Source organism: Acinetobacter sp. 826659 (assembly GCF_000588515.1).
Taxonomy (GTDB): Bacteria; Pseudomonadota; Gammaproteobacteria; order Pseudomonadales; family Moraxellaceae; genus Acinetobacter; species Acinetobacter pittii.
The window spans coordinates 151967-173765 of record NZ_JFYD01000007.1; the positions used below are offsets into that span (position 1 = coordinate 151967).

Annotated in this window: 18 protein-coding genes; 9 read left to right on the forward strand and 9 right to left on the reverse strand. The window is 39.0% G+C overall.

Annotated features, from left to right (window positions below):
- Positions 1 to 114: 114 nt before the first annotated feature.
- From J663_RS15235 to yccS, 3 genes are all read right to left on the reverse strand, one after another.
- Positions 115 to 2703, reverse strand: a complete 2589-nt coding sequence (locus J663_RS15235) for a PepSY domain-containing protein (RefSeq protein ID WP_033850751.1) — start codon at positions 2701 to 2703, stop codon at positions 115 to 117.
- 155 nt (positions 2704 to 2858) lie between these two features.
- Entirely contained in the window at positions 2859 to 3434 is a 576-nt protein-coding gene (locus J663_RS15240; RefSeq protein ID WP_002116136.1) for an SdpI family protein, read from the reverse strand.
- Between the two features lie 100 nt (positions 3435 to 3534).
- Positions 3535 to 5709, reverse strand: a complete 2175-nt coding sequence (gene yccS / locus J663_RS15245) for a YccS family putative transporter (RefSeq protein ID WP_017400237.1) — start codon at positions 5707 to 5709, stop codon at positions 3535 to 3537.
- A 127-nt stretch (positions 5710 to 5836) separates the two neighbouring features.
- Between yccS and J663_RS15250 the strand changes: the two genes are divergently transcribed.
- The gene (locus tag J663_RS15250) at positions 5837 to 7051 is read left to right on the forward strand and encodes a multidrug effflux MFS transporter (RefSeq protein ID WP_032048701.1); all 1215 of its coding nucleotides are present in this window, start codon (positions 5837 to 5839) and stop codon (positions 7049 to 7051) included.
- A 25-nt stretch (positions 7052 to 7076) separates the two neighbouring features.
- Here the strand turns inward: J663_RS15250 and J663_RS15255 are convergent, their stop codons facing one another.
- On the reverse strand, positions 7077 to 7784 hold the full coding sequence (locus J663_RS15255; RefSeq protein ID WP_002116417.1) for a nitroreductase: 708 nt from the start codon (positions 7782 to 7784) through the stop codon (positions 7077 to 7079).
- Between the two features lie 510 nt (positions 7785 to 8294).
- On the opposite strand from J663_RS15255, the gene J663_RS15260 reads away from it, so the two are divergent.
- The 6 genes from J663_RS15260 (at position 8295) to sbmA (ending at position 14416) form a co-directional block, all read left to right on the forward strand.
- Positions 8295 to 8498 (forward strand): hypothetical protein, encoded by a 204-nt coding sequence (locus J663_RS15260; protein ID WP_005064392.1) that lies wholly within the window; start codon positions 8295 to 8297, stop codon positions 8496 to 8498.
- Between the two features lie 183 nt (positions 8499 to 8681).
- Positions 8682 to 8822 carry a hypothetical protein gene (locus J663_RS19155; protein WP_014207545.1) on the forward strand — a complete coding sequence of 47 codons (141 nt, stop codon included), beginning with the start codon at positions 8682 to 8684 and terminating at the stop codon, positions 8820 to 8822.
- Between the two features lie 99 nt (positions 8823 to 8921).
- On the forward strand, positions 8922 to 10397 hold the full coding sequence (locus J663_RS15265) for an alanine/glycine:cation symporter family protein (RefSeq protein WP_033850752.1): 1476 nt from the start codon (positions 8922 to 8924) through the stop codon (positions 10395 to 10397).
- Positions 10398 to 10567: 170 nt separating this feature from the next.
- Positions 10568 to 11542, forward strand: coding sequence for a patatin-like phospholipase family protein (locus J663_RS15270; protein WP_033850753.1), 975 nt, complete (start codon positions 10568 to 10570; stop codon positions 11540 to 11542).
- 203 nt (positions 11543 to 11745) lie between these two features.
- Positions 11746 to 12981 (forward strand): threonine ammonia-lyase, encoded by a 1236-nt coding sequence (locus J663_RS15275; protein ID WP_005064397.1) that lies wholly within the window; start codon positions 11746 to 11748, stop codon positions 12979 to 12981.
- Positions 12982 to 13219: 238 nt separating this feature from the next.
- Complete coding sequence (sbmA, locus tag J663_RS15280; RefSeq protein WP_033850755.1) at positions 13220 to 14416, forward strand: peptide antibiotic transporter SbmA; 1197 nt, start codon at positions 13220 to 13222, stop codon at positions 14414 to 14416.
- Between the two features lie 39 nt (positions 14417 to 14455).
- Here sbmA and J663_RS15285 read toward each other — a convergent pair whose 3' ends face one another.
- Complete coding sequence (locus tag J663_RS15285; protein ID WP_033850756.1) at positions 14456 to 15205, reverse strand: DUF4850 domain-containing protein; 750 nt, start codon at positions 15203 to 15205, stop codon at positions 14456 to 14458.
- 124 nt (positions 15206 to 15329) lie between these two features.
- Between J663_RS15285 and J663_RS15290 the strand changes: the two genes are divergently transcribed.
- Positions 15330 to 16397 carry a DUF1176 domain-containing protein gene (locus tag J663_RS15290; protein WP_033850757.1) on the forward strand — a complete coding sequence of 356 codons (1068 nt, stop codon included), beginning with the start codon at positions 15330 to 15332 and terminating at the stop codon, positions 16395 to 16397.
- Between the two features lie 83 nt (positions 16398 to 16480).
- Positions 16481 to 16999 carry a hypothetical protein gene (locus J663_RS15295; RefSeq protein WP_033850758.1) on the forward strand — a complete coding sequence of 173 codons (519 nt, stop codon included), beginning with the start codon at positions 16481 to 16483 and terminating at the stop codon, positions 16997 to 16999.
- Positions 17000 to 17077: 78 nt separating this feature from the next.
- On the opposite strand, the gene J663_RS15300 is transcribed toward J663_RS15295, so the two are convergent.
- The 4 genes from J663_RS15300 to gatA all read right to left on the reverse strand — a co-directional run bounded on the left by J663_RS15300 (position 17078) and on the right by gatA (position 21793).
- On the reverse strand, positions 17078 to 17656 hold the full coding sequence (locus J663_RS15300) for a DJ-1/PfpI family protein (protein WP_033850759.1): 579 nt from the start codon (positions 17654 to 17656) through the stop codon (positions 17078 to 17080).
- A gap of 267 nt (positions 17657 to 17923) precedes the next feature.
- Positions 17924 to 18784, reverse strand: a complete 861-nt coding sequence (locus J663_RS15305) for a hypothetical protein (protein WP_033850760.1) — start codon at positions 18782 to 18784, stop codon at positions 17924 to 17926.
- 61 nt (positions 18785 to 18845) lie between these two features.
- Entirely contained in the window at positions 18846 to 20315 is a 1470-nt protein-coding gene (gene gatB, locus J663_RS15310; protein WP_033850761.1) for an Asp-tRNA(Asn)/Glu-tRNA(Gln) amidotransferase subunit GatB, read from the reverse strand.
- Entirely contained in the window at positions 20315 to 21793 is a 1479-nt protein-coding gene (gene gatA, locus J663_RS15315) for an Asp-tRNA(Asn)/Glu-tRNA(Gln) amidotransferase subunit GatA (RefSeq protein WP_033850762.1), read from the reverse strand. The genes gatB and gatA overlap by 1 nt, the downstream gene beginning before the upstream one ends.
- Positions 21794 to 21799 lie beyond the last annotated feature (6 nt).

Here is a 21799-nt window from a genome sequence, read left to right on the forward strand (position 1 = left end):
TGTGCTTAGAGTTGCAATTTAAATTGCAGACAGTGTATGCAAAATCATTCTGAATGCAATAAAAAACCGAGTAAAGCATTTAAGCTATTACTCGGTTTTTGTTTTTATTGATCTTTAATAAACATCACGGCGGTAACGACCTTGTTGTCTTAAATCATCTACCTGTTCTTCACCCAGAATTTCGATAAGTGCTTGATCGACTCCACTTGCCATACCATCAATACTACCGCATACATACAGAACAGCACCGCGTTCTACCCAGCTTACTAATTCTGCTGCGTTCTGACGGATTACATCTTGAACATACATGCGTTGTTCTTGATCTCTCGAAAATGCTAAATCGAGGCGCTTTAACATTCCTGTGGTTTTCCATGCTTCAATGGTCGATTCATAGAAGAAATCACATGCTCTTTGACGTTCACCAAAGATTAACCAGTTTTCAGTGTAATCATGACGCGTACGGGTGTGTAATAGGCTCATTAAGCCAGCAATACCTGTTCCGTTACCAATACAAATAATAGGGCGGTTGTCATCAATAAGATGGAATGATTCATTGGTACGAATACGCAAAGCAATTTCATTATTAACTTGCGTATGTTGAGTCAGCCAACCCGAACCTAAACCTAAATTACCAGACGCATCATATTGTTGACGAACAACCAAACGAAGGACTTGCTGAGACGGAATGCTCGCAATCGAATACTCTCGCGTTGGTAGAGTAGGGAGCTGCTCTAATAAATGATCCAGATTGGCAAATGGTTCAATTTCACCAGTTAAATCTTTATTCCAAAGTACTTTTTCGATTGAAATCTGCAATGAATCAACTTTTGAATTTTTAAGAATATGATGCTTTTGCAAAAAAGCATGAATACGTTCAGGACTATTACCAGGCTGGATTTCAGCAATATCACCCGCTTGCCATATCGCCTCATGATTTGCTTTAAGTTCAATATTATAAGCAGGCTGACCTAAGCTATTTGGGTTGAGTAAATCACGTTGTTGTAATGTCCAACTATCAAATACTTTTTCCAGATTTACAGCATGTAAATCTAATTTAGTTGCTTTAGCGAGAGATTGATTCCAATTTTGAATATCCGATGAGTTTGCATTATCAACTTCAATTGTATTGAAGAGAGCATGGGCACCATTTGCTTTAAGCCAAGCATCTACTGCATGGCCAAAACTACAATAAGTGTCTGGATATTCTTTAGAGCCCAGCGCTAGAACAGCATAGTTGATGTGCTTAAGATCCACATTCCATTTTAAAAGTTTTTTAGCAAAGCTTGTAGCAAGATCAGGAGCATCACCAGTACCATAAGTACTGATCACGAATAAAACCTGTTGATGTTGCTCTAAATCAGTTTGTGTTAGTTGCTGTACAGGTTTTACCTGAACAGGTTGATGAGCTTCTTGTAAACTTGTTGCCGTGCTCCAAGCGAGTTGTTCAGCTACGCCTGTTTGAGTTGCATAAGTAATAAGCCAAGGCTTTGCATTTGGATCAATGTATTGTCCTGCTAAAGACTGACGAGCTGCCTGTGTTAATTTTTTCTGTTTACGGCGTTTAAGGTAAAGCATCCACCCAGTAACCAAGAACAAAGGCATTGCTAGAGAAGCAAGCATTGCAACGAATTGATAAATTGGTCCAAAGAAGCTACCGCGGTGTACGGGTAACATGCTGCTCATAATCTTTTGATTAAGCTTTTTGTCTTCGTAAAGCTCCATCTTTTCGATGTTGCCAGTTTGATAATTATAGATGGCTTGGTTACGTGCCCGTTCGTGTTGTGGGGTAGCATCGACAAAGCTTAACTCAATTTTTCCATCATCTTTTTTCGGTAAGCTTAATGTTAGAGTCGAATAATCACGTCCAACCTGACTATTGAAGCCACTCCATGTTTGATTAAGTGCTGTAATGAGTTGAGTATTATCTAATTGAGGCTCTGATTTTTTATCATTATTACGGTCAGATTGTTTACCTTGCTGTATTCCACGATTTTGATTTTGAGGAGTAGCGCCATGATCTTGTCGTTTAGGCTGTTCAACTCCCATCACTTTGAACATGCCACTACGCCACCAATCATAAGACCAATATAGTCCTGTACATGCGAAAAGAAGATAAAAAACAATGACCCATGTGCCGACAACAGCATGTAGATCCCAAATAAAATTCCGGCCTTTGAGTTTCGGTTTAACAGCAAGCCATTGACGAGCAGAGTGCTTTTTAGGCCAACGTAAATATAACCCACTGAGTACGAAGTAAATTAGCATGAGTGCGCAGGCACCAGTAATTTGTTTACCAACTTCACCTGCTGTTAAATTACGATGAATTTGTTGTATGAGTAACAATAACTTTCGACCTTTAACATCTGGAAGAACCTCAGCGTTATAAGGGTTCACCATCATATTGTAGCCACGGCGTTCACCTTCTTTTTCAATGTTTACAATAGAAGAAGAGGTGGGGTCCTTGGCAATCGTAATGCTATTAATTTTGATTTCAGGTTGGGTTGTATTGAAATGCTGGTAAAGCTGAGCAGGAGTTAATTTTGGAGTGTTTTCAGCTTGAACAACATAACTATCAGAATTCACCCATTTTAAAATTTGTTGGTCATAAGAATAAATTGCACCTGTAACACCCATAATGGATAAGATTAGGCCAGCAGTAATACCCAGAAACCAATGAATTTGAAATAAAATTTTTTTAAACATGGTCGAAAATGTAAATATGATGGAGATCTTGTAACGAAGTATAGCCGAAGATTGGGGAGATAATATGGATTTTGGAGATAATATTAATTTTCATTATCATTTATTTTTAGCTTAATAAAAAACCTCCATGAGGAGGCTTTTTATAAAATCTAGAATTACAAGGTTTTTGGTTCGCCTACAGATTCTTTTAAGTGTGTGCGAATTGTATTGAACGAGAAGTTTTTCGAATCCATGCGCTTAGGTAGAATATAAGCACCTTGTTGTTCTTGGCCTTTTGGGTCTTTTACCTTGAAATTGACCAAAATAAAATCAGGTGTATTGTACCATTCGTAGATATTTTTCCATCCAATAGTACCTACGCCTTCTTGTAAGCCCATTTGTTGACGCATCACAATACCATGAGGCTGCACACCTAAACGAATACCTTTGATTTCCTGTACTGGAAATTCATTCATTTTGCGTTTAACGTACCACTCTAATCCGTATTTACGACCTAGGTAGTAAAGTACTACAGCAACAATAGCAACCCAGCAAAAAACAGTAGAGTAGTTCTTAATAAAAATAAGACCTAATATAGCTAGGGCTAAAACCACACCCATAATTGCCCAAATTTTTGTGCTGATTTTATTGGTGCTGCGCCAGATAAGAAGCTGTGCATTACGTTGTTCAGCTTCTGACACATCATAGGGAACAGGCTGAAGCGTATAAGCGTATAAAGTTTTCGCGGTCATAGTGCAAATAACAAATTGTAAACTGTTTTAAGTTTAGCATTAATTGGCATAAGTCAGGAAAGGATATTATGCCAATTTCATACTAATTTCCGACTCAAATTTATAACGATGCAAGCTCGCTGGCATCGTTATCAAGATCATGACTTAGACGTTGTTTTAGCATACTAAAACGGTTCAATACACCAAGCATGAGTGATAGCTGCTGTAAAATGATGAGTGATTTTTGATCCTCTTCATTATTTTGGCTCAAACGTTGACGTATCGTCTGGAGCATATTTTGTGCTGTAAGATCAGGCATCTCATCTCTCAATAAAGCCCCCTGAATATCATCCAGTGCTTGATCTAAGAGTTTAAGAACAGCTTGATCTTGAATGCTTTCTCGATGTGCTCCAAGTGCTGCGATATAACTTAAAAATGTATGGTTTAAACATAAAAATTCAAAGATATCCGACTTACGGGTAGGGTCAAAGTCTGGCTCTGTTGCTAAAGTTGAAATAAGTGAAGCAACCTCGGCATCTGTATTATGAGCAGCACGTCTTACAATACGGTAATTCAGCGCATGATTGCGACCTTCATGATATTGTTTAACAACTTCAGCTAAATAATTGCATTGAGCTTGTAATGAACGTCTGATGTTGCGAGGTAAGCGTCGGAATTTCCAGTCAGGCCAAATAAATGTCACTCCAAACCAAGCTAGAGCACATCCAATTAAAGTATCTACAAATCGCGGAATAGCAGCAGCCATTGCCGAGCCATCTAGATTAAAGTTAATTAATGCCAAAATTGTAATAAATGCGGTTGCTTGAGCATATTGCTTACTGCGTAACTCAAAAAACAGTACCCCGCTCAAGATCAACATTAATAGTTGTCCTTCGACGGAAGGCACGAGAAATACAATGGTAAGACCAACAATAATTCCGACTAATGTTCCGACAATTCGTAAGCGTAAGCGACGTTTGGTTGCGTTGAAGTTAGGTTGGCTTACAAATAGGGCTGTAAGCATAATCCAATAGCCGTACTCGATATTGGTCATTTGAATCAGCACATACCCAATAAAAAGAACGATTGAGACGCGAATTGCATGGCGGAAAAGTACAGATTCAGGAGTTAAATTTTGCTTTATTCGGATGACAATATCGTTCCATCCTTGTAAATCATCATCTTTAAGCTGGTTCTCTGCTTGTTTAACTTTATCAGACTGAATGTGTTGTTCCGTTTCTAAGTTGAGTAACTGAGAGTCGATAGATTTTAAATTTTGGTATAAAGCGAAGAGAGCATTTACCCATAACAGATCATAATGCTGATCACGTCTTAGTTTCTCTAAAGATAGTCTTAAGTTCTCAAAACTCTGCTTGAAGCGTTTGTTATGGTTATAAGGTTTGCGTTGTAAAATACATTCGTTTAACTCTTGGCAAGCTTTGCCTTGAACCGCCAAAATTCGTTGAAATCTAAATAAAATATCACTGTGCTGAAAAATTTTGGCTAACTTTTGATAGTCGATATGGGCTGAGTCAGCACGCTCATGAATGTCTTGAGCGACAAAATAATAATGTAAGCTTCGGCGTGTATCTTTTTGCCCACGGTCACCTTTTAAACGAGTCAATAAAGCTGTTTTTAAGTCATTAAAAATCGTAATTAACTTACCATTTTCTAATGACAGCTCAATCATACTTTGCTGATAGCTGGCAGGAGTCATATCTACATCAAATAAATTTGATTTTGCAAATAGAAAATCACCTAGAGATGCATAAGACGCTGCGAGTTTATCTTGAAGTTGGCGAACCGGAAATAGTAAAAAGCTAATAGTAGCAATGAGGCCATACCAAGCAGCACCTGCAACTAAAAGAGCAGGTTGAATATACCAGTGATCAAAAAGGTGAACACCCAACATGGTGTAGACCGAAACAACCAAACAGCCATAAGAAATAGTGGCGTAACGACGTCCTAATGAACCTAGTAAAATCCAGCCAATACATGAGGCAATCAACCCTAAAGCAAAAGCCATTGGGTAGGGGAAAAGTAGTTGTACCGAAGCTGCGGTAACGAAGAACCCAATATAAGTATAAATTAGGTTCATGATTCGCACGGAAAAGCGATCATCAATATCACTCAAACCTGCTGCGACTACACCTAAAGTGAGTGGAATAGTTGCTAATTGATAGCCTAAAAAATAAGGCACGAAAGCAGTTCCTGAAAAGGCTATCAGCATTCGCACGTTATACATAAATGTTGTGTTATAAGTCGCTCTTTTTAGGCGTTTAAACCAAGATTTCAAATGAAGTCCTTGCTGATCAACCTGAGTGATAAAGGATTTGTGTATTTCTACACCAATGTTGCACAAATCATACGATAGACAGTGTAAGCTTGTCTGTATGCAAATGAGTGAAAAATGAAATATCGTTATGTCTGAACAAACAGCCCAGCGTCAATACTCTATTGGCTGGATTATGTTGCTCGCTTTACTTACGGCTTTAGGGCCGTTATCCATTGATATGTACTTACCTGCGTTACCACAAATGGCCCATGATTTTGGGGTAAGTACGCAAATGGTGGCAAATACACTACCAGCTTATTTTTTTGGTTTAGCCATTGGGCAGTTGGTTTATGGTCCTTTAAGCGATCGTATCGGTAGAAAGAAACCACTTTACTTTGGCCTCGCGCTTTATGCAGTCGCAAGCTTATTTTGTGTAATGGCTACTAATGAATGGAGCTTGATTGCGGCCCGTATTTTACAAGCTTTAGGTGGTTGTGTTGGCGTAGTCATGGCTCGTGCAGCAATACGCGATAAATTGGATGTTCAAGGCTCTGCACAAGCTTTCTCAAGCATGATGATTGTCATGGGACTTGCACCAATTTTGGCTCCTATGATCGGAGCATGGATTTTAATTTGGTTTCCGTGGCAGGCTATTTTTATTGCGCTTTCAATTGTGGGTGCGCTGTGTTGGCTGTGCGTACATTTCTTTTTTAAAGAAACTTTGGCAAATGATAAAAGGCTTAAGCTATCGCTCTATCAAGTGGTGACTTTATATGGAGCTATTTTCAAAGATGCGAGTTTCCGCTTACCTATGTTTGCAGGCTGTTTAACGGGGGCAGCATTATTTTGCTATATCAGCTCAGCACCTGCCGTGTTTATGGATCAGTACGGACTTAATCAGCAAGAGTTTGCTTACGTGTTTGGACTAAATGCTTTTGGCATTATGTTGATGTCTTCTTTAAACAAGCATTTAACAACACGTGTTGAAATTACCAAACGCTTAAAATCGGGTTCCCTTGTGCAAGTGACTGGAGCCATCATTGTATTTATTGCTGGTTTAATCCCTGCAGCGCCTTTATGGCTTGTTATGGTAGGGGTATTTTTAGCTATTTCGGGGATTGGTTTAACAGGCCCAAATGCTATGGCGTTAGCAATGTCCAAACAAGGTGCTCGCGCTGGGACAGCAAGTGCAATTATGGGAAGTATGCAATTCGCTTGTGGCCTTTTAGGTGGCGTGCTTCTTAACTTCCTGATTTGGTCCGCATCGCTCAATATGGGCGTAATGATGGTGTTATTTACACTAAGTGGTTTTATTGTCGTATTGAAAGCGACCCAACAGGTCAAAACCAAGCCATTCTCATAGCTTTTAGAGAATGGCCACTTATAGCTTATTCGTCTAGAAAAACTGTGAAATTTTCAACAGGTTCTCTAGGCGTAATAAAGGTATTTACAATGTGGTTAGGATCGGCATGACCTAATGCAATTGCACATACCAGTTCTTCGTCATCTGATGCACCTACTATATCTAAAACAATAGGGTGAAAATGATTCCAAGCTGCTTGTGGGCATGTATCTAAACCACGTGCCTTGGCAGCGACCATCACGTTTTGGATCATCATTGCGATATCCATTTTAGAACCGATTCCCATAGTTTTATTTACGGTAAAGAAAAGGCCGACTGGTGCATCAAACAATTTAAAATTACGTAGCTGCTGTTCAGCCATTTTTTCTTTTTCGCCCTTTTTGATTTCGAGTAAACCGTAGAGTCCCCAACCATTCTCGCGGCGGCGGTCAATAAAAGGGGATATCCATTTTTCAGGGTAATAGGCAAAAGTTTCTTTATATTGTTCTGCTAGCTCAGGATTTTTTGAAACTTCAATTTGTGCAGCACAGACACGTTCAACCATTTCATCACGTTTTTTACCTGTGACCACATAGACTTTCCATGGTTGAGTGTTCGTTCCAGAAGGTGCTCGACTTGCGACTCGTAATATATCTTTAATGACTTCTGGCTCAATTGGAGTATTTAAAAAAGCGCGGACAGAATGTCGAGAAGTGATAGCTTCATCAACGAGACGAACTTGTTCCAGATTCATGCGTACTCCTATATCTTTTCTTAAATACTTCATACTTTTTTGAAGTTTAATTTCATGTTTTGAAAGTACTTCATTTATAAGCAAAAAATATTAGAAAAGGGATATCCTTAAAGATATGATGATGTGTTTAGTTTGGATATAATGTCTAATTAAATCTAATGTGAATATGCCACTTTAGATCTAAATAGACAAAAAAGTATGATGTTTTTGACTATAAAAATAAATTTATAGCATCAGTTGGATTAAAAATCACTCAATTGAAAAAAAGGTATAATATGTTTAAAAACAGTACAAAACAGATGATTTTGGATAAAAAATAATCAGAAATAACATAAATTTTTAATGAAAAACATACACAAAATTTTAAATTTCTGCATAATACCGACTTTTTTACGCAGGTATGATTTCTCCATACTCATGTTAGGAAAGAAATGGCTGCATACAAAATCCCTTTACAAAAAGGATTTGAATGTAGAAATGGAGAAATACACGAGGAATAAGGAGCTTTACATGAGTTTACCGCTCATCAACAAGCAGTTCATGAAACAAGGATTGGCGATTACCATTGCAACCATGAAAATGAACGTAACTCACGCAACTACTGAGCCACAAGAAATACAACAGCTTGGTACAGATCTAAATGCACTCTTCTCCAATCAGAGGGAAAAGGGCGCAGATAGCCGCGTTATGGCGATGGCTCGTTACAGTCTTTGAAATTCATATCCATTTTAGACATTCGCTCTCAAGTATATGTAAATATGCTTATTGGCTTAAATTCAGATTTTTATAACTCGATTAATTGATGGGAATCATTAAACGAGCTGATTTAGCGGTGGTCATTTGTTAGTTTCCAAGTTTGTAGCCGAGTCGATGCATTCTGTTCACCCAAATGGGAATATGTTCAGTGGTGCGATGAATTCATTTTATCTGAAGGGTGCTTTCTCTCATGCGACCTTCAAAGGCTTAGTGCTGGGCATTATGTTGCTTAAACTTGTGACGTTAATTGCTATTCAAGTGACATTAAAAGTTTTTCCTTAAATGTACTGAAGAAGTCCCTATTTTGAGGGGCTTTTTTGTTTATTGCAGTATTTTGGCTTGTGCTATTAGCACATTAGCAAGAACGTAAGCGGACCGAGTATGAATGAACAACTCAATGCCACACTGATGTCGTGGGTACAATTTTTTAATGATCCTTTATGGGATTTTCTGGTTATTTTCTTGCTGGCTGTCGGTATTTTTTATACGGTCTTAACAGGGGCAGTGCAGATCCGCATGTTCTTGCAAAGTATCCGTGTCATGAAAAGCAGCCGTACAGAAGGCGAAGATGAGCATGGACTTACACCTTTCCAAGCGTTTGTAACGGGTCTTGCGAGCCGTGTTGGGGTGGGTAACATTGCAGGTGTGGCAATTGCGATCGCAATTGGTGGCCCTGGTGCTGTGTTTTGGATGTGGGTAACTGCTGTACTTGGTATGAGCTCTGCTTTTATTGAGTCTACACTTGCTCAGCTTTTTAAAGTTCGAGATAACAAGACTAAACAGTTCCGCGGTGGACCAGCTTACTATATTACTCAAGGTTTACGCAGTAAAACCTTTGGTGTGGTTTTCGCATTAGCCCTCATCTTCACCTACGGTTTCGTATTCAACTCAGTCCAAATTAATGCGATTGCTAATGCTTCTTCACATGCTTGGGGTTGGGACAAAGCTAATCTTATTGCTCATTTAGGTGGTGTTGATCTAGAAATTTCATGGGTTGGCCTTGCGCTTGTTGTTATGGTTGCATTGGCAATTTTTGGTGGTATTAAACGTATCGCTAAATTTGCAGAGATGTTTGTACCTTTAAAAGCTGGTCTTTACCTATCTGTTGCTCTCTATATTGCAATTAGTAACTATGCAATTTTACCTGATATTTTAAAGCTGATTGTGACTGAAGCTTTCCACTTTAATGCTGCGGCAGGTGGTTTCTTCGGTGCTGCAGTTTCAATGGCAATGATGCAAGGTATTAAGCGTGGTTTGTTCTCAAACGAAGCAGGTATGGGTTCTGCGCCAAACGCGGCTGCTGCATCTGATGTAAAACATCCTGTAAACCAAGGTTTAGTGCAAATGCTTGGCGTATTCGTAGATACGTTCATTGTATGTACAAGTACCGCAATCATCATCTTAGTTTCTGGCGTATACCAAGACGCAGGCTTTGTTGGTGTTGAATTAACACAACGTGCCTTAGAAACTCAAGTTGGACATTGGGGATCTGATTTCCTAGCGGTTCTATTATTCTTATTCTGCTATTCAGCTGTATTAGGTAACTATGCTTATGCAGAAGGTAATGTACAGTTTATTAATAACAACCCGAAAGTCATGTTCATCTTCCGTATTTTCGTATTGGTGATGGTGTACTTCGGTGCAATCGGTAGTGTTCCGCTCGTTTGGTCAATGGCTGATTTGTTTATGGGTATCATGGCAACCATTAACTTGATTGCAATTTTACTATTAACGCCAATGGCACGTACTTTGTTAAAAGATTACCGCGAGCAATTGAAACGAGGCATTAAAGAGCCTGAGTTTAAAATTGACAAGTATCCGGAATTGAAGAAAAAAGTTGATTCAGATATCTGGTAAGTTTCAAAAGGCCTCTTATACATAAGGGGCCTTTTTTATATAGGGGACAAATAAAATACTTGAGTCTAAATTTTAAACATGACAAATTAAATAAATTCACTACAGCTTTTCACGAAAGTAGCAACTAAAATTGCAATCCGAACTTAAACCTCATAGTACGAAGATGGGCCATGAAACAGCTTAAATTGTGGGTTCTCGGACTCTCTATGGTGTTGGCAGGATGCCAGACCACCACACACTTGTCTGCTGCTCTAAAACCGCAAACGACAGAAGCTTATGCTCGTCCTGTCGATCAACCTTTTGCAAGAATTAAAAAAATGCAAAAACGTCCTGTTGTTGCGCTTGTATTGGGTAGCGGTGGAGCACGAGGTTATGCTCATATTGGGGTGATTGAAGTTTTAGAACAACATGGTATTCGCCCGGATTTTATTGTAGGTACGAGTGCGGGTAGTATTGTTGGGGCAATTTATGCGAGTGGTAAAACACCTGCTGAACTGCGTGATACTGCTTTAAAAATGAAAGCTGGTGACGTCCGTGACATTAGTATCGGTCTAAAAGGTTTTTTTGATGGTAAAAAAGTAGAGAACTACGTTAACCAGCAAGTAAATAATATGCCACTCGAAAAAATGAAGATTCCAATGTATGTGGTGGCAACTGAACTGAAGCATGGCACTAAGACCGTATTTAACTACGGCAATACTGGGCAAGCCGTGAGAGCCTCTGCTTCGATTCCGAGTATGTTTGTGCCGACTAAAATTGGTAAATCTGAATATGTAGACGGTGGGTTGGTAAGTCCTGTACCTGTTGAAGTGGCTCGTGATTTAGGTGCTGATGTCATTATTGCAGTTGATATTCTAGCTCAACCTATTTACACAGAAACTTCGAATGTCTGGGGACTGTTTAATCAGAATATTAATATTATGCAAGGACGTTTGGCAGCAGAAGAATTGCAATATGCAGATGTTGTTATTCAGCCAGATTTAAGAGAAAAAGCACATATTTTTGATGTCAAAGGCCGTGAAGCTACTATGAAATCTGGTATAGATGCAGCTAATGCCAAGCTTTCTGATATTCAGTTTGCTATTGATGAAAAAATAGCTGAACACAATATGTCTACGGAAGGCTTGAGTGCTCAAAGCCAATAAATAAACGTTAATATTCTGAAAATTAAATAAAAAGCCCACAAAGGGCTTTTTTTATGGAAGTCTAAATCTTCAATTTTTGGAATAAAATTTTTTGTATATTAGAGACATGTTGGATATGCTGAAAACTCTAATGGTCAATATGAAATATTGTTGCCGTTTTTTAAAAATAATTGATTTGTAGTGTATTGAGGCTGACTGGATAAATGATACAGCAACAGGTTAAAAATGGCTTTCCAACATTAGATGATGTTCATGCTGCCGCAGAGCGTTTGGAAGGTTTAGTTGTAAAAACTCCCTTTGTTTTCTCAGAAACCATTTCTAAAACCTTAGGGGCTGAGATGTGGTTGAAATTTGAAAACTTACAATTTACAGCTTCATTTAAAGAGCGGGGGGCTCTAAATAAACTGTTGTGTTTATCTGAGCAAGAAAAGCAACATGGTGTTATTGCAGCTTCGGCAGGCAACCACGCCCAAGGTGTAGCCTACCACGCTCAGCGGACAGGTGTGACCGCGACCATTGTGATGCCGAAATCGACACCAAACGTTAAGGTACAACGAGTACGTGAGTATGGTGCACGCGTTATTTTGCATGGGCAGGACTTTTCGGAAGCTGCTGCTGAAATGCACCGTGTTGCACAAGAAGAATCTTTAACGATTATCCACCCATTTGATGATGCTGAAATTATTGCAGGTCAGGGAACCATTGCGCTAGAAATGCTTGCGGCTGTGCCTGATCTGGATATTCTAGTTGTGCCAATTGGTGGTGGTGGTTTAATTTCTGGTATTGCAATTGCTGCTAAAGCGATCAATCCAAAAATTAAAATTATTGGGGTGCAATCAGTTGTATACCCAAGTATGGCAAAACTACTTTGTAATTATCAACATGCCGTTTCAATGGGCTCTACAGTTGCTGAAGGTATTGCGGTAAAAACTCCAGGTGAGCTTACGACCCAAGTTGCTAAAGAATATGTTGATGACATTGTCGTTGTCACTGAAGACATGATTGAAGAGGCTATTGCACTATTACTTAATATTGAAAAAACAGTATGTGAAGGAGCAGGGGCGACAGGTATTGCTGCAATTATGTCGCGCCCTGATCTGTTTTTAGGTCATAAATTAGGTGTGGTTCTGTCAGGTGGCAATATTGATACACGTGTTATGGTCTCTGTATTACAACGCCATTTAACTCGTACAGGCCGTATGGTTCGTATTCGTGTTGAATTACCGGACAATCCTGGTGCTTTAGCTCGTTTGACGGCCATTATTGCTGAGCAGGGTGGTAATATTTATGAGCTGCGTCATGAACGCTTTGCGGCAACAAGCCGTGCCAAAGAAAGCGCTGTGAGCGTTGATGTAGAGTTAAAAAGTGCCTCGGACCTAGATTTGCTCATTCAAGCAATGCAATTAGAAGGCTATATTGTTCGTAAAGAAGAGATTTAATCTCTGATATCACTGTGTTATAAAAGCTGTATATGGCTCTATCGAGAGTCATATACAAGGTAATTTAAATGGATTAAATTGCCAAAAAAGGGATTAATTTACAAAAAAACGATCAAATCCTTCAATGGAACAGGAAAAACTGACAATTCTCTAAACTTTACCCTTCACAATTTTAAGGTTTAGGTTTTAGTATTCCTTTCATTGTAAATTTGAAGAAATATAGGGATATCCACGCTCAATGTTCAAATCATTTTTTCCATCACCAAGGTATTTCTTTATATCTGCGGTCATTTGGATCGCGCTCAATATGGTGCTTTGGTATTCAGGTGGAAACACGTGGGGAACTTTTATCGGGTTTCCTCAAGGCTATCATGATGCTCAACTACCAGTGGGTGTGAGCCGTTTTTGGTCTCCAACTTTCTTATGGTTTTATGTCTGGTTTTTAGTCTCTACTGCGCTCTTTGCTGGATTTTGGAAAATTGTTTCTAATAATCCATGGCAGGGATGGTCAGTGTGGGGTTCGGCATTTATTTTGTTCAATATTTGGTTTGGTGTTCAGGTCAGTGTTGCGATTAATGCATGGTATGTACCATTTTGGGATTTAATCCAAAAAATGCTTTCTGATGGTGGCGGAGACCTCTCGGCATTATATAGCGAGACAATGGTTTTTCTTTATATTGCTATGGTCGCTGTGACTCTTGCTGTAATTAATGCCTTTTTTACAAGCCATTATGTATTCCGCTGGCGTACAGCAATGAATGAATACTACACAGAGCATTGGGAAAAACTACGTCATGTTGAAGGTGCTTCACAGCGTGTGCAAGAAGACACTATGCGCTTTGCAACCATTATGGAAGACTTAGGTGTTGAACTGGTAAAAGCTGTGATGATTTTAATTGCCTTTCTACCTATTTTATTTCAACTGTCTAAACATGTTCCCGTTTTACCAATTGTTGGTGAACTAGAACATTCGTTAGTATGGGCAGCAATTGTATGGGCTGCTTTTGGTACCGTTCTTTTAATGGTAGTAGGGATTAAGTTGCCAGGTTTGCAATTTAATAATCAAAAAGTAGAAGCGGCTTATCGTAAAGAATTGGTTTATGGAGAAGATCATGCAGAGCGTGCAAGACCAGCTACTCTAAAAGAGCTATTCGGCCGAGTTCGTAAAAACTACTTCCGGCTCTATTTCCATTATGCTTACTTTAACTTGGTCGCAACTTGGTATAAGCAGTTAGACATTTTATATAGTCTAGTTGTTTTATTCCCTGCAATTGCGAGTGGGAAGATGACGTTAGGCTTGATTAACCAAATCGGTGGTGTATTCGATAAGGTCCGTGAATCCTTCCAATACTTAATTAGTTCATGGAAAACAATTATTGAACTGCTTTCAATTTATAAGCGTTTAAAAGCTTTTGAATCGATATTACATAAGTAAAAAAAACCCGCGAAAGCGGGTTTTTTTATAAGTATTGGATTAGTGCGTTGCATTATAAAAATTAAGGATAGTGCCAACTAAAGACTGCTGCGATTTATCTAAGATGACTTGAATCTCTTTATAGTTAAAAGTGTCTTCATCATAATATTTGGCAATACCATGGGTTTTATTGTTCACTTGTGGAATTTGATAACTAAAAAAAGCAACTCTTTTAGAGGGATGAACAATATTGATGAGTTTTTTAGAGTCTTTAAATCCGCCAAATTCATTTTCAAGACTTTCTTTTAATAGCTCGGGAAAATAAAGCGTTGCATTGGGTAAGCCACACCCAACGCAAAATGAAGAATCATAGAGTTCTATTGCTTGTTTGTGGTCTGGACTCATGACTAGAGCAAAACCAGTTCCATTTGCACCTGCATTTGCTTCTACATCTTGCCAGTTACGTGGAACCAGTACTAATCCTGTTTCAGGTAATGCAAGAAGCTTGAGTTGCTTGGCATGTTGAGTATCGAGTTTAAAATTAAAATTGCAGCTTTTAGGTGTGCATTTTTCAAAATCTTTAAGTAAACCATCCTCCATTGGGTTTTGTGCAGTAACGCCATAAAACGGGACTGTAACGCCATTTAAAAACTTTGCCTCTCCTAGAGAATAGAACTGATTATCTGCTTTGCGGGTCGCAGCAGAGCTATAAAATTTGGGGAAATGGGGTGTAAAGCTTTTTACTTCTGCATAAGCAGGTGAAGTTAGACTGGTAAATGCAGTAAATAATAAAAAATTCAGTTTTTTCATTTTTAGAAAGTAATCAATTTAAATTTTATATAAATCTAGCATATTCTTTTAAACTAGACGGTAACTCAAAATTTAACACTATTGTTAACTTCATAATAAAACAGACTTATAGAGATATGAAATAATGAAAAATATGCTTTCAATTTGCTGTTTGGCAGTAATGAGTTCTTATAGTTTTGCTCAAGAAATCAAAGGTGTTTCATTTTCATACCAAGAGTGGGAAATCTCGTGTAGCAATACGGGTACATGTAAAGCCGCAGGCTATCAAAATGAAGAAAATGGTGATAATCCAGCATCACTTTTATTGGTGCGTAAAGCAGGGGCAAAACAACCTGTGCAAGCTGAATTTGCTTTATCAGACTATGAGCAAAGTTTGCCAGCCAACCAGCTTAAAAATATTCATTTTTATATAAATGGCAAAGATTTAGGCGCTGTGACTGTATATGGTACTGAGTTACCACTTATGGGTAAACTCAACAGCTCGCAAGTCAATGCTGTACTACAGCAATCCAAACAGAAGACTGAAATTGTATTTAAAAATGCACAGCATGAATGGAAAATTTCCGATGCTGGAATGACTGCTGTGTTATTAAAAATGGATGATTTTCAGAAGCGTATCGGAACTGTTGGTGCTTTGGTTAAAAAGGGCAGCGCCAATGAAGCCAAAGTGCTTATGCCTGAGCCAAAACTACTTGTTAAACGTATTAAGACTTCAAACAAACCTTATTTAACTTTACAGCCTAAAAATAAACAGTACCAAGCAATACACCGTAGTTTGATGGCTGCTAAACCGAATCCGAAAGAAGACGGTTTTTGTGAAGGCGTTTATGGCGGTAATAGCGATGGAGCTGAACCACAGAAAATTGAGCTATATAAACTAACCAATAAGAAAGTTCTGGCGACTACGTTGTGCTGGAGAGGTGCCTATAACGAAGGATATGGTGCTTGGGTGTTAGATGAGTCTTTAAATGGTAAGGCAACATTTGTGACTGAGTCCGCTTCAGATTTTGATAGCGGTATAATCAGTAGTGCTCAAAAGGGAAGAGGCATTGGAGACTGCTGGGCAAGTGAAGAATGGGTGTGGGATGGCAAGAGTTTTGTACATACTAAGGATATGTGGACGGGTATGTGTAAAGGCTTGGCAGCAGGTGGGGTGTGGGAACTTGACCGAATAGAGTCTGTGGTGAAATAAGTATTTTGCGGTTACAGAGTCATAACAGGTAACTTTAGTGACTCTGTGATAAAAAGAACAGATTGTTTATTGGAGCTAGACCTATGTCACGTCATCTTTACACTATTGCTCGCCGTAAGTTTTCACATCTGAGCCGTTCAATATGTGTGGCGGCGACTGTACTGGGTGCAACACAAATTGCGATGGCTGGTCCGACAGTTGATCAGCTCAGTGATTGTTTGGTTAAAGCAACAACAGCTTCAGATAAAACCACGGTGCTCCAATGGACATTTACAGCTTTAGCGGCTCATCCAGATTTAAAAGCATTTAGTAATGTAACACCTGAGCAAAAGGATCAGTTAGATCAAAAACTGGCACAGGTTTTACAACGTGTGATTGTAGAGCAATGTTCTGCTCAGACCAAAGCTGTAATTCAAGCAGAAGGTGTGAAGGCTGTTGGGGAGGCATTTCAACAGTTAGGTCAAAGTGCGGGTGAAGATATTGTTAAGGACCCAGCTGTTAAACAGCAGTTACAAGGTACATTGCGTTATATCGATTTAAATAAATTAGTGACGACGTTTTTAACACCAGAAATTTGGAATAAATTAGGGATTACAAGATAAAAATCTAGTTTTCTATTTTAGTAATAAAGCCTGCTATCTAAGAGCAGGCTTTATTGTATTTGGGATAAAGAGATCTCTTTAGATCGTAATTGTAGCCCCTAAAACTTTCACAAATTGAGCTAACCAAGCTGGATGTGCAGGCCAAGCTGGAGCAGTCACCAAATGCCCATCGGTAACGGCATCAGTTACAGCAATGTCTGCATATTGCCCACCTGCCAATTTTACTTCGGCAGCACATGCTGGATAAGCTGAGCAGAGGCGGCCTTGTAATATATCTGCCGCTGCGAGTAATTGAGCGCCATGGCATACGGCTGCTATCGGTTTTTTCACTCTATCGAACTCACGTACAATTTCGACAACACGGTCATTCATGCGCAAATACTCCGGTGCTCGACCACCCGGAATAACTAGACCTACATAGTCTTCAGTATTAACGGCATCAAAATCATAGTTAATGGCGAAGTTGTGGCCACGTTTTTCGCTATAAGTTTGTTCACCTTCAAAATCATGAATAGCAGTTGCAATATGATCGCCGTTCTTTTTATTTGGGCAAACAGCATGCACGGTATAACCTAAACCAGTTAAGAACTGAAAAGGAACCATGGTTTCATAGTCTTCGGTATAGTCACCGACCAACATTAAAATCTTTTTAGACATGATTTATCTCTCTTTTTAAAATATAAGTTATCTAAATTCTTAATTTAAATTAGCACAGTCACTGAGTAATTTTTCAGGAAAAAAGTGCATTCTTTAGTCGAAGAATGCTTCGTAAGGGGTGTGAAAAGCCTTGATAAATCGAGGATTTTTTAAACGAAATATTTACACAAATTAAAAAATCACGCATAAAAAAGAATTTTGAAAGCTGAATGCGCCCTAAGTCTTCGAATTTGGTGATAGCGGATGCTTTTTTATAATCGTCAATCTTTAACCAAGATACTTAGTTAATTCGGTTAAAACTCCAGATGATCCGAATGCCCCAAGAATAGTTAAATGATTGGATAATGCGGTAGTTAATTTTGTATAGGCTTCTTTGAATGTTGATGAATTATTAGTAGCTTCTACTTCAGAAACAATGTCTTTTAAGTTTTGTTTTGCTTCAGGTGTTTCATTTGATTGATCAATAATCTCACGCATCTGGTTACAAATTTGTTGTAATGCTTGGTTATTAATTTGATTAATATTCATGGTGCTGTTTGCACCTGTTTGAATTTGAGTTTGCTGAAAACTACCTGAAAAATGAATTTGCTGTGCTCGAATTTGATCATTTATTTCTTTCATTGTAATTTCTCCTGATAAATATCCGTAGGTATTAGTGCTTTTCAAGATTAGAAGTTGATGTAATATTTGATCTATATCATTAATAATTTTTCTATGGAGCTTAATCATATCGTTTATAGACCATTTATAAAACTCTAGATGGCTAATAGTATCTTCGACAGAGGTTGCTACTCTTGTACTTTCGTCTCGAAAAAATTGTAGTTGAGGCTCTAAATAATCAATTACAGATTTTAAATCTAGATATCGATGATCAAACTTAATATCATTAAAAATTGCATTAAGAGCTAATGCGTTATCACGCCCATCACTATAAATAATGGAAATTTTATATTCGTGCTCAGGAACCTGTCTATCTAATACATCCTGAAATCGTTCTTCTGTTTTATGATGTAGAAAGTCCTTATCATATTGCGCAAAATTTCCAAAGGTTTGATAGATGTTATTTATTACTATATTTATATTAATTCTTTCAGGTACAATATCAAAAGCTCTATTAAAATAATTCATATTAAAAAACCCCACAAATTGTGAGGTTTTTATCTCATGAAAAGAATAGATTAGTCAAACATTAACCAATCAATTTCTTCATCAATTCATTGACTTGTGCAGGATTGGCTTTACCCTTAGAAGCTTTCATAACTTGACCAACAAGACCGTTAAAGGCTTTTTCTTTACCAGATTTGTACTCTTCAACCATTTTTTCATTGGCTGCAAGTACTTCTTTAATGATCGCTTCAATTGCACCAGTGTCGGTTTCTTGCTTTAAGCCTTTTTCAGCAATGATGTCATCGGCAGATTTACCTTCCGATTCCCACATAAAGCCAAAGACTTGTTTAGCAATCTTACCGCTAATGGTGTTGTCAACAATACGAGCAATCATGCCGCCAAGCTGTTCAGCAGAAACAGGTGAGTCAGCCAAATCTAGGCCTGCTTTGTTTAAAGCACCTGAGAATTCGCCCATTACCCAGTTTGCTGATACCTTCCCTTGCTTCGCACCGCCAGCAGCAGCCACAACAGCTTCATAGAAGTCTGCCATTTCGCGTGAGAGCGTAAGTACATGTGCATCGTACTCAGTTACACCAAAGTCTGCGATAAAGCGTGTACGGCGTGCAGCAGGCAGCTCAGGAAGTGCAGCGCGGGCAGCTTCAATTTGCTCATCAGCAATAATCACAGGTAACAAATCTGGATCGGGGAAGTAGCGGTAGTCATTCGCTTCTTCTTTCGAACGCATTGAACGCGTTTCCATTTTGTTTGGATCGAACAAACGAGTTTCTTGGTCGATACTTCCGCCGTATTCCAAAATTTCCATTTGGCGTTCAATTTCAACATTGATCGCTTGCTCAATGAAACGGAATGAGTTGAGGTTTTTAAGCTCGCAACGTGTACCAAAAGGTTGGCCCGGACGGCGTAAAGATACGTTACAGTCCGCACGGAATGAACCTTCAGCCATGTTACCGTCAGAAATACCTAACCAACGTACTAATGTGTGAATTGCTTTGATATAAGCAACAGCTTCTTCAACCGAACGCATGTCAGGTTCAGAAACGATTTCAAGCAAAGGCGTACCAGCACGGTTTAAGTCAATGCCAGACATACCTTCAAATTGGTCATGTACAGATTTACCCGCATCTTCTTCAAGGTGAGCACGAGTTACACCAATACGTTTAGCCGTACCATCTTCAAGTTGAATGTCGATGTGACCCAAGCCCACAATTGGGTTATCCATTTGGCTAATTTGGTAGCCTTTTGGAGAGTCTGGGTAGAAGTAGTTTTTACGTGCAAACACAGATGCTTGGTCGATGTATGCATCAATTCCAAGACCGAAGCGAATTGCAAGATCAACTACTTTTTCATTTAAAACAGGGAGTACACCTGGCATTGCCAAGTCTACAAGGCTCGCTTGTGTGTTTGGGTCTTGACCAAATTCAGTTGATGAACCAGAGAAAATTTTAGAATTGGTTGCAAGCTGAGTGTGAATCTCGATACCAATAACGACTTCCCAACCGTCAATCAATTTCAACTTTTGAGCTTCAGCCATTATGCATTCTCCTCAGCAATTGCCGCACGTTGAGTATGGAAATCGGTATTTTGTTGGTATTGATGAACAATCGACAACAATTGTGATTCTGACCAATAGTTACCAATCAACTGTAAGCCTACAGGTAAGCTGTCTTTATCAAAACCAACAGGAGCATTAATCGCTGGTAAGCCTGCCAAGTTCACTGCAAGTGTATAAATATCGCCTAAATACATTTCTGTTGGGCTTAAGTTCGCACCAATTTTATATGCAGTTGTTGGCGCAGCAGGAGCAGCAATCACATCTACATTTTCAAATGCTTTTAAGAAGTCTTGTTGAATTAAACGACGTACTTTTTGTGCTTTCACATAGTAAGCATCGTAATAACCTGCAGAAAGCGCGTATGTACCAATTAAGATACGACGTTGAACTTCTGGACCAAAACCTTCTGAGCGAGAGCGTTTGTAAAGATCCATCAAATCAGCTGGGTTTTCACAGCGGTAACCGTAGCGAACACCGTCATAACGTGACAAGTTAGAAGATGCTTCTGCTGGCGCGATGAGGTAATACGTTGGTACGTAAGCTTCAGTCATGTTGAGGTCGATCTCAACAAGCGTTGCGCCCATTTCTTCAAGCTTTTTCAAAGATTCTTCAACACGTGTTTTTACGTCAGCATCTAAACCTGCAACGTTAAAGTACTGTTTAGGAATACCAATGCGTAAACCTTTTACAGATGTGTTGTTTAAGTTTGCAACGTAGTCATCAACTTCTTTTTTAACCGAAGTCGAGTCTTTAGCATCATGGCCTGCAATTACATTCATCAGGTAAGCACAGTCTTCAGCAGAGCGTGCCATTGGACCTGCTTGGTCTAATGATGATGCATAAGCAATGATCCCGAAACGAGATACACGACCATAGGTTGGTTTTAAGCCTGTTAAGCCACAGAATGACGCAGGTTGACGAATTGAGCCGCCTGTATCAGTACCTGTAGCGAAAGGGGCTAAATCAGCCGCTACAGCCGCAGCAGAACCACCTGATGAGCCACCAGGAACATGGTCAAGTGCCCATGGGTTGCTCGTTGCGCCAACATAGGAGCTTTCAGAAGTTGAGCCCATCGCAAACTCATCCATGTTCACTTTACCTAAAGTGACAAGACCAGCTGCTTTAGTTTTTTCAACAACAGTTGCATCGTAAGGAGAGATGAAGTTATCTAGTATTTTTGAACCAGCAGTCGTTTTAATGCCTTTGGTACAAAAGATATCTTTATGAGCAAGAGGAATACCCGTTAAAGCTGTTGCATTACCTGCTTTTAAAGCTGCATCGGCAGCGTCGGCTTCAGCAAGAGCTTGTTCAGGCGTAACTGTCACGTAGCTTTTTACCAGAGGGTCAATTTTAGCAATACGTTTTAAATAGTGTTCAGTCAGTTCGCGAGATGAAAACTTCGCTTGGCTTAAGCCCTCAGCAAGTTCACGAATTGATAAGCGATGTAAATCAGTCATGAGTAA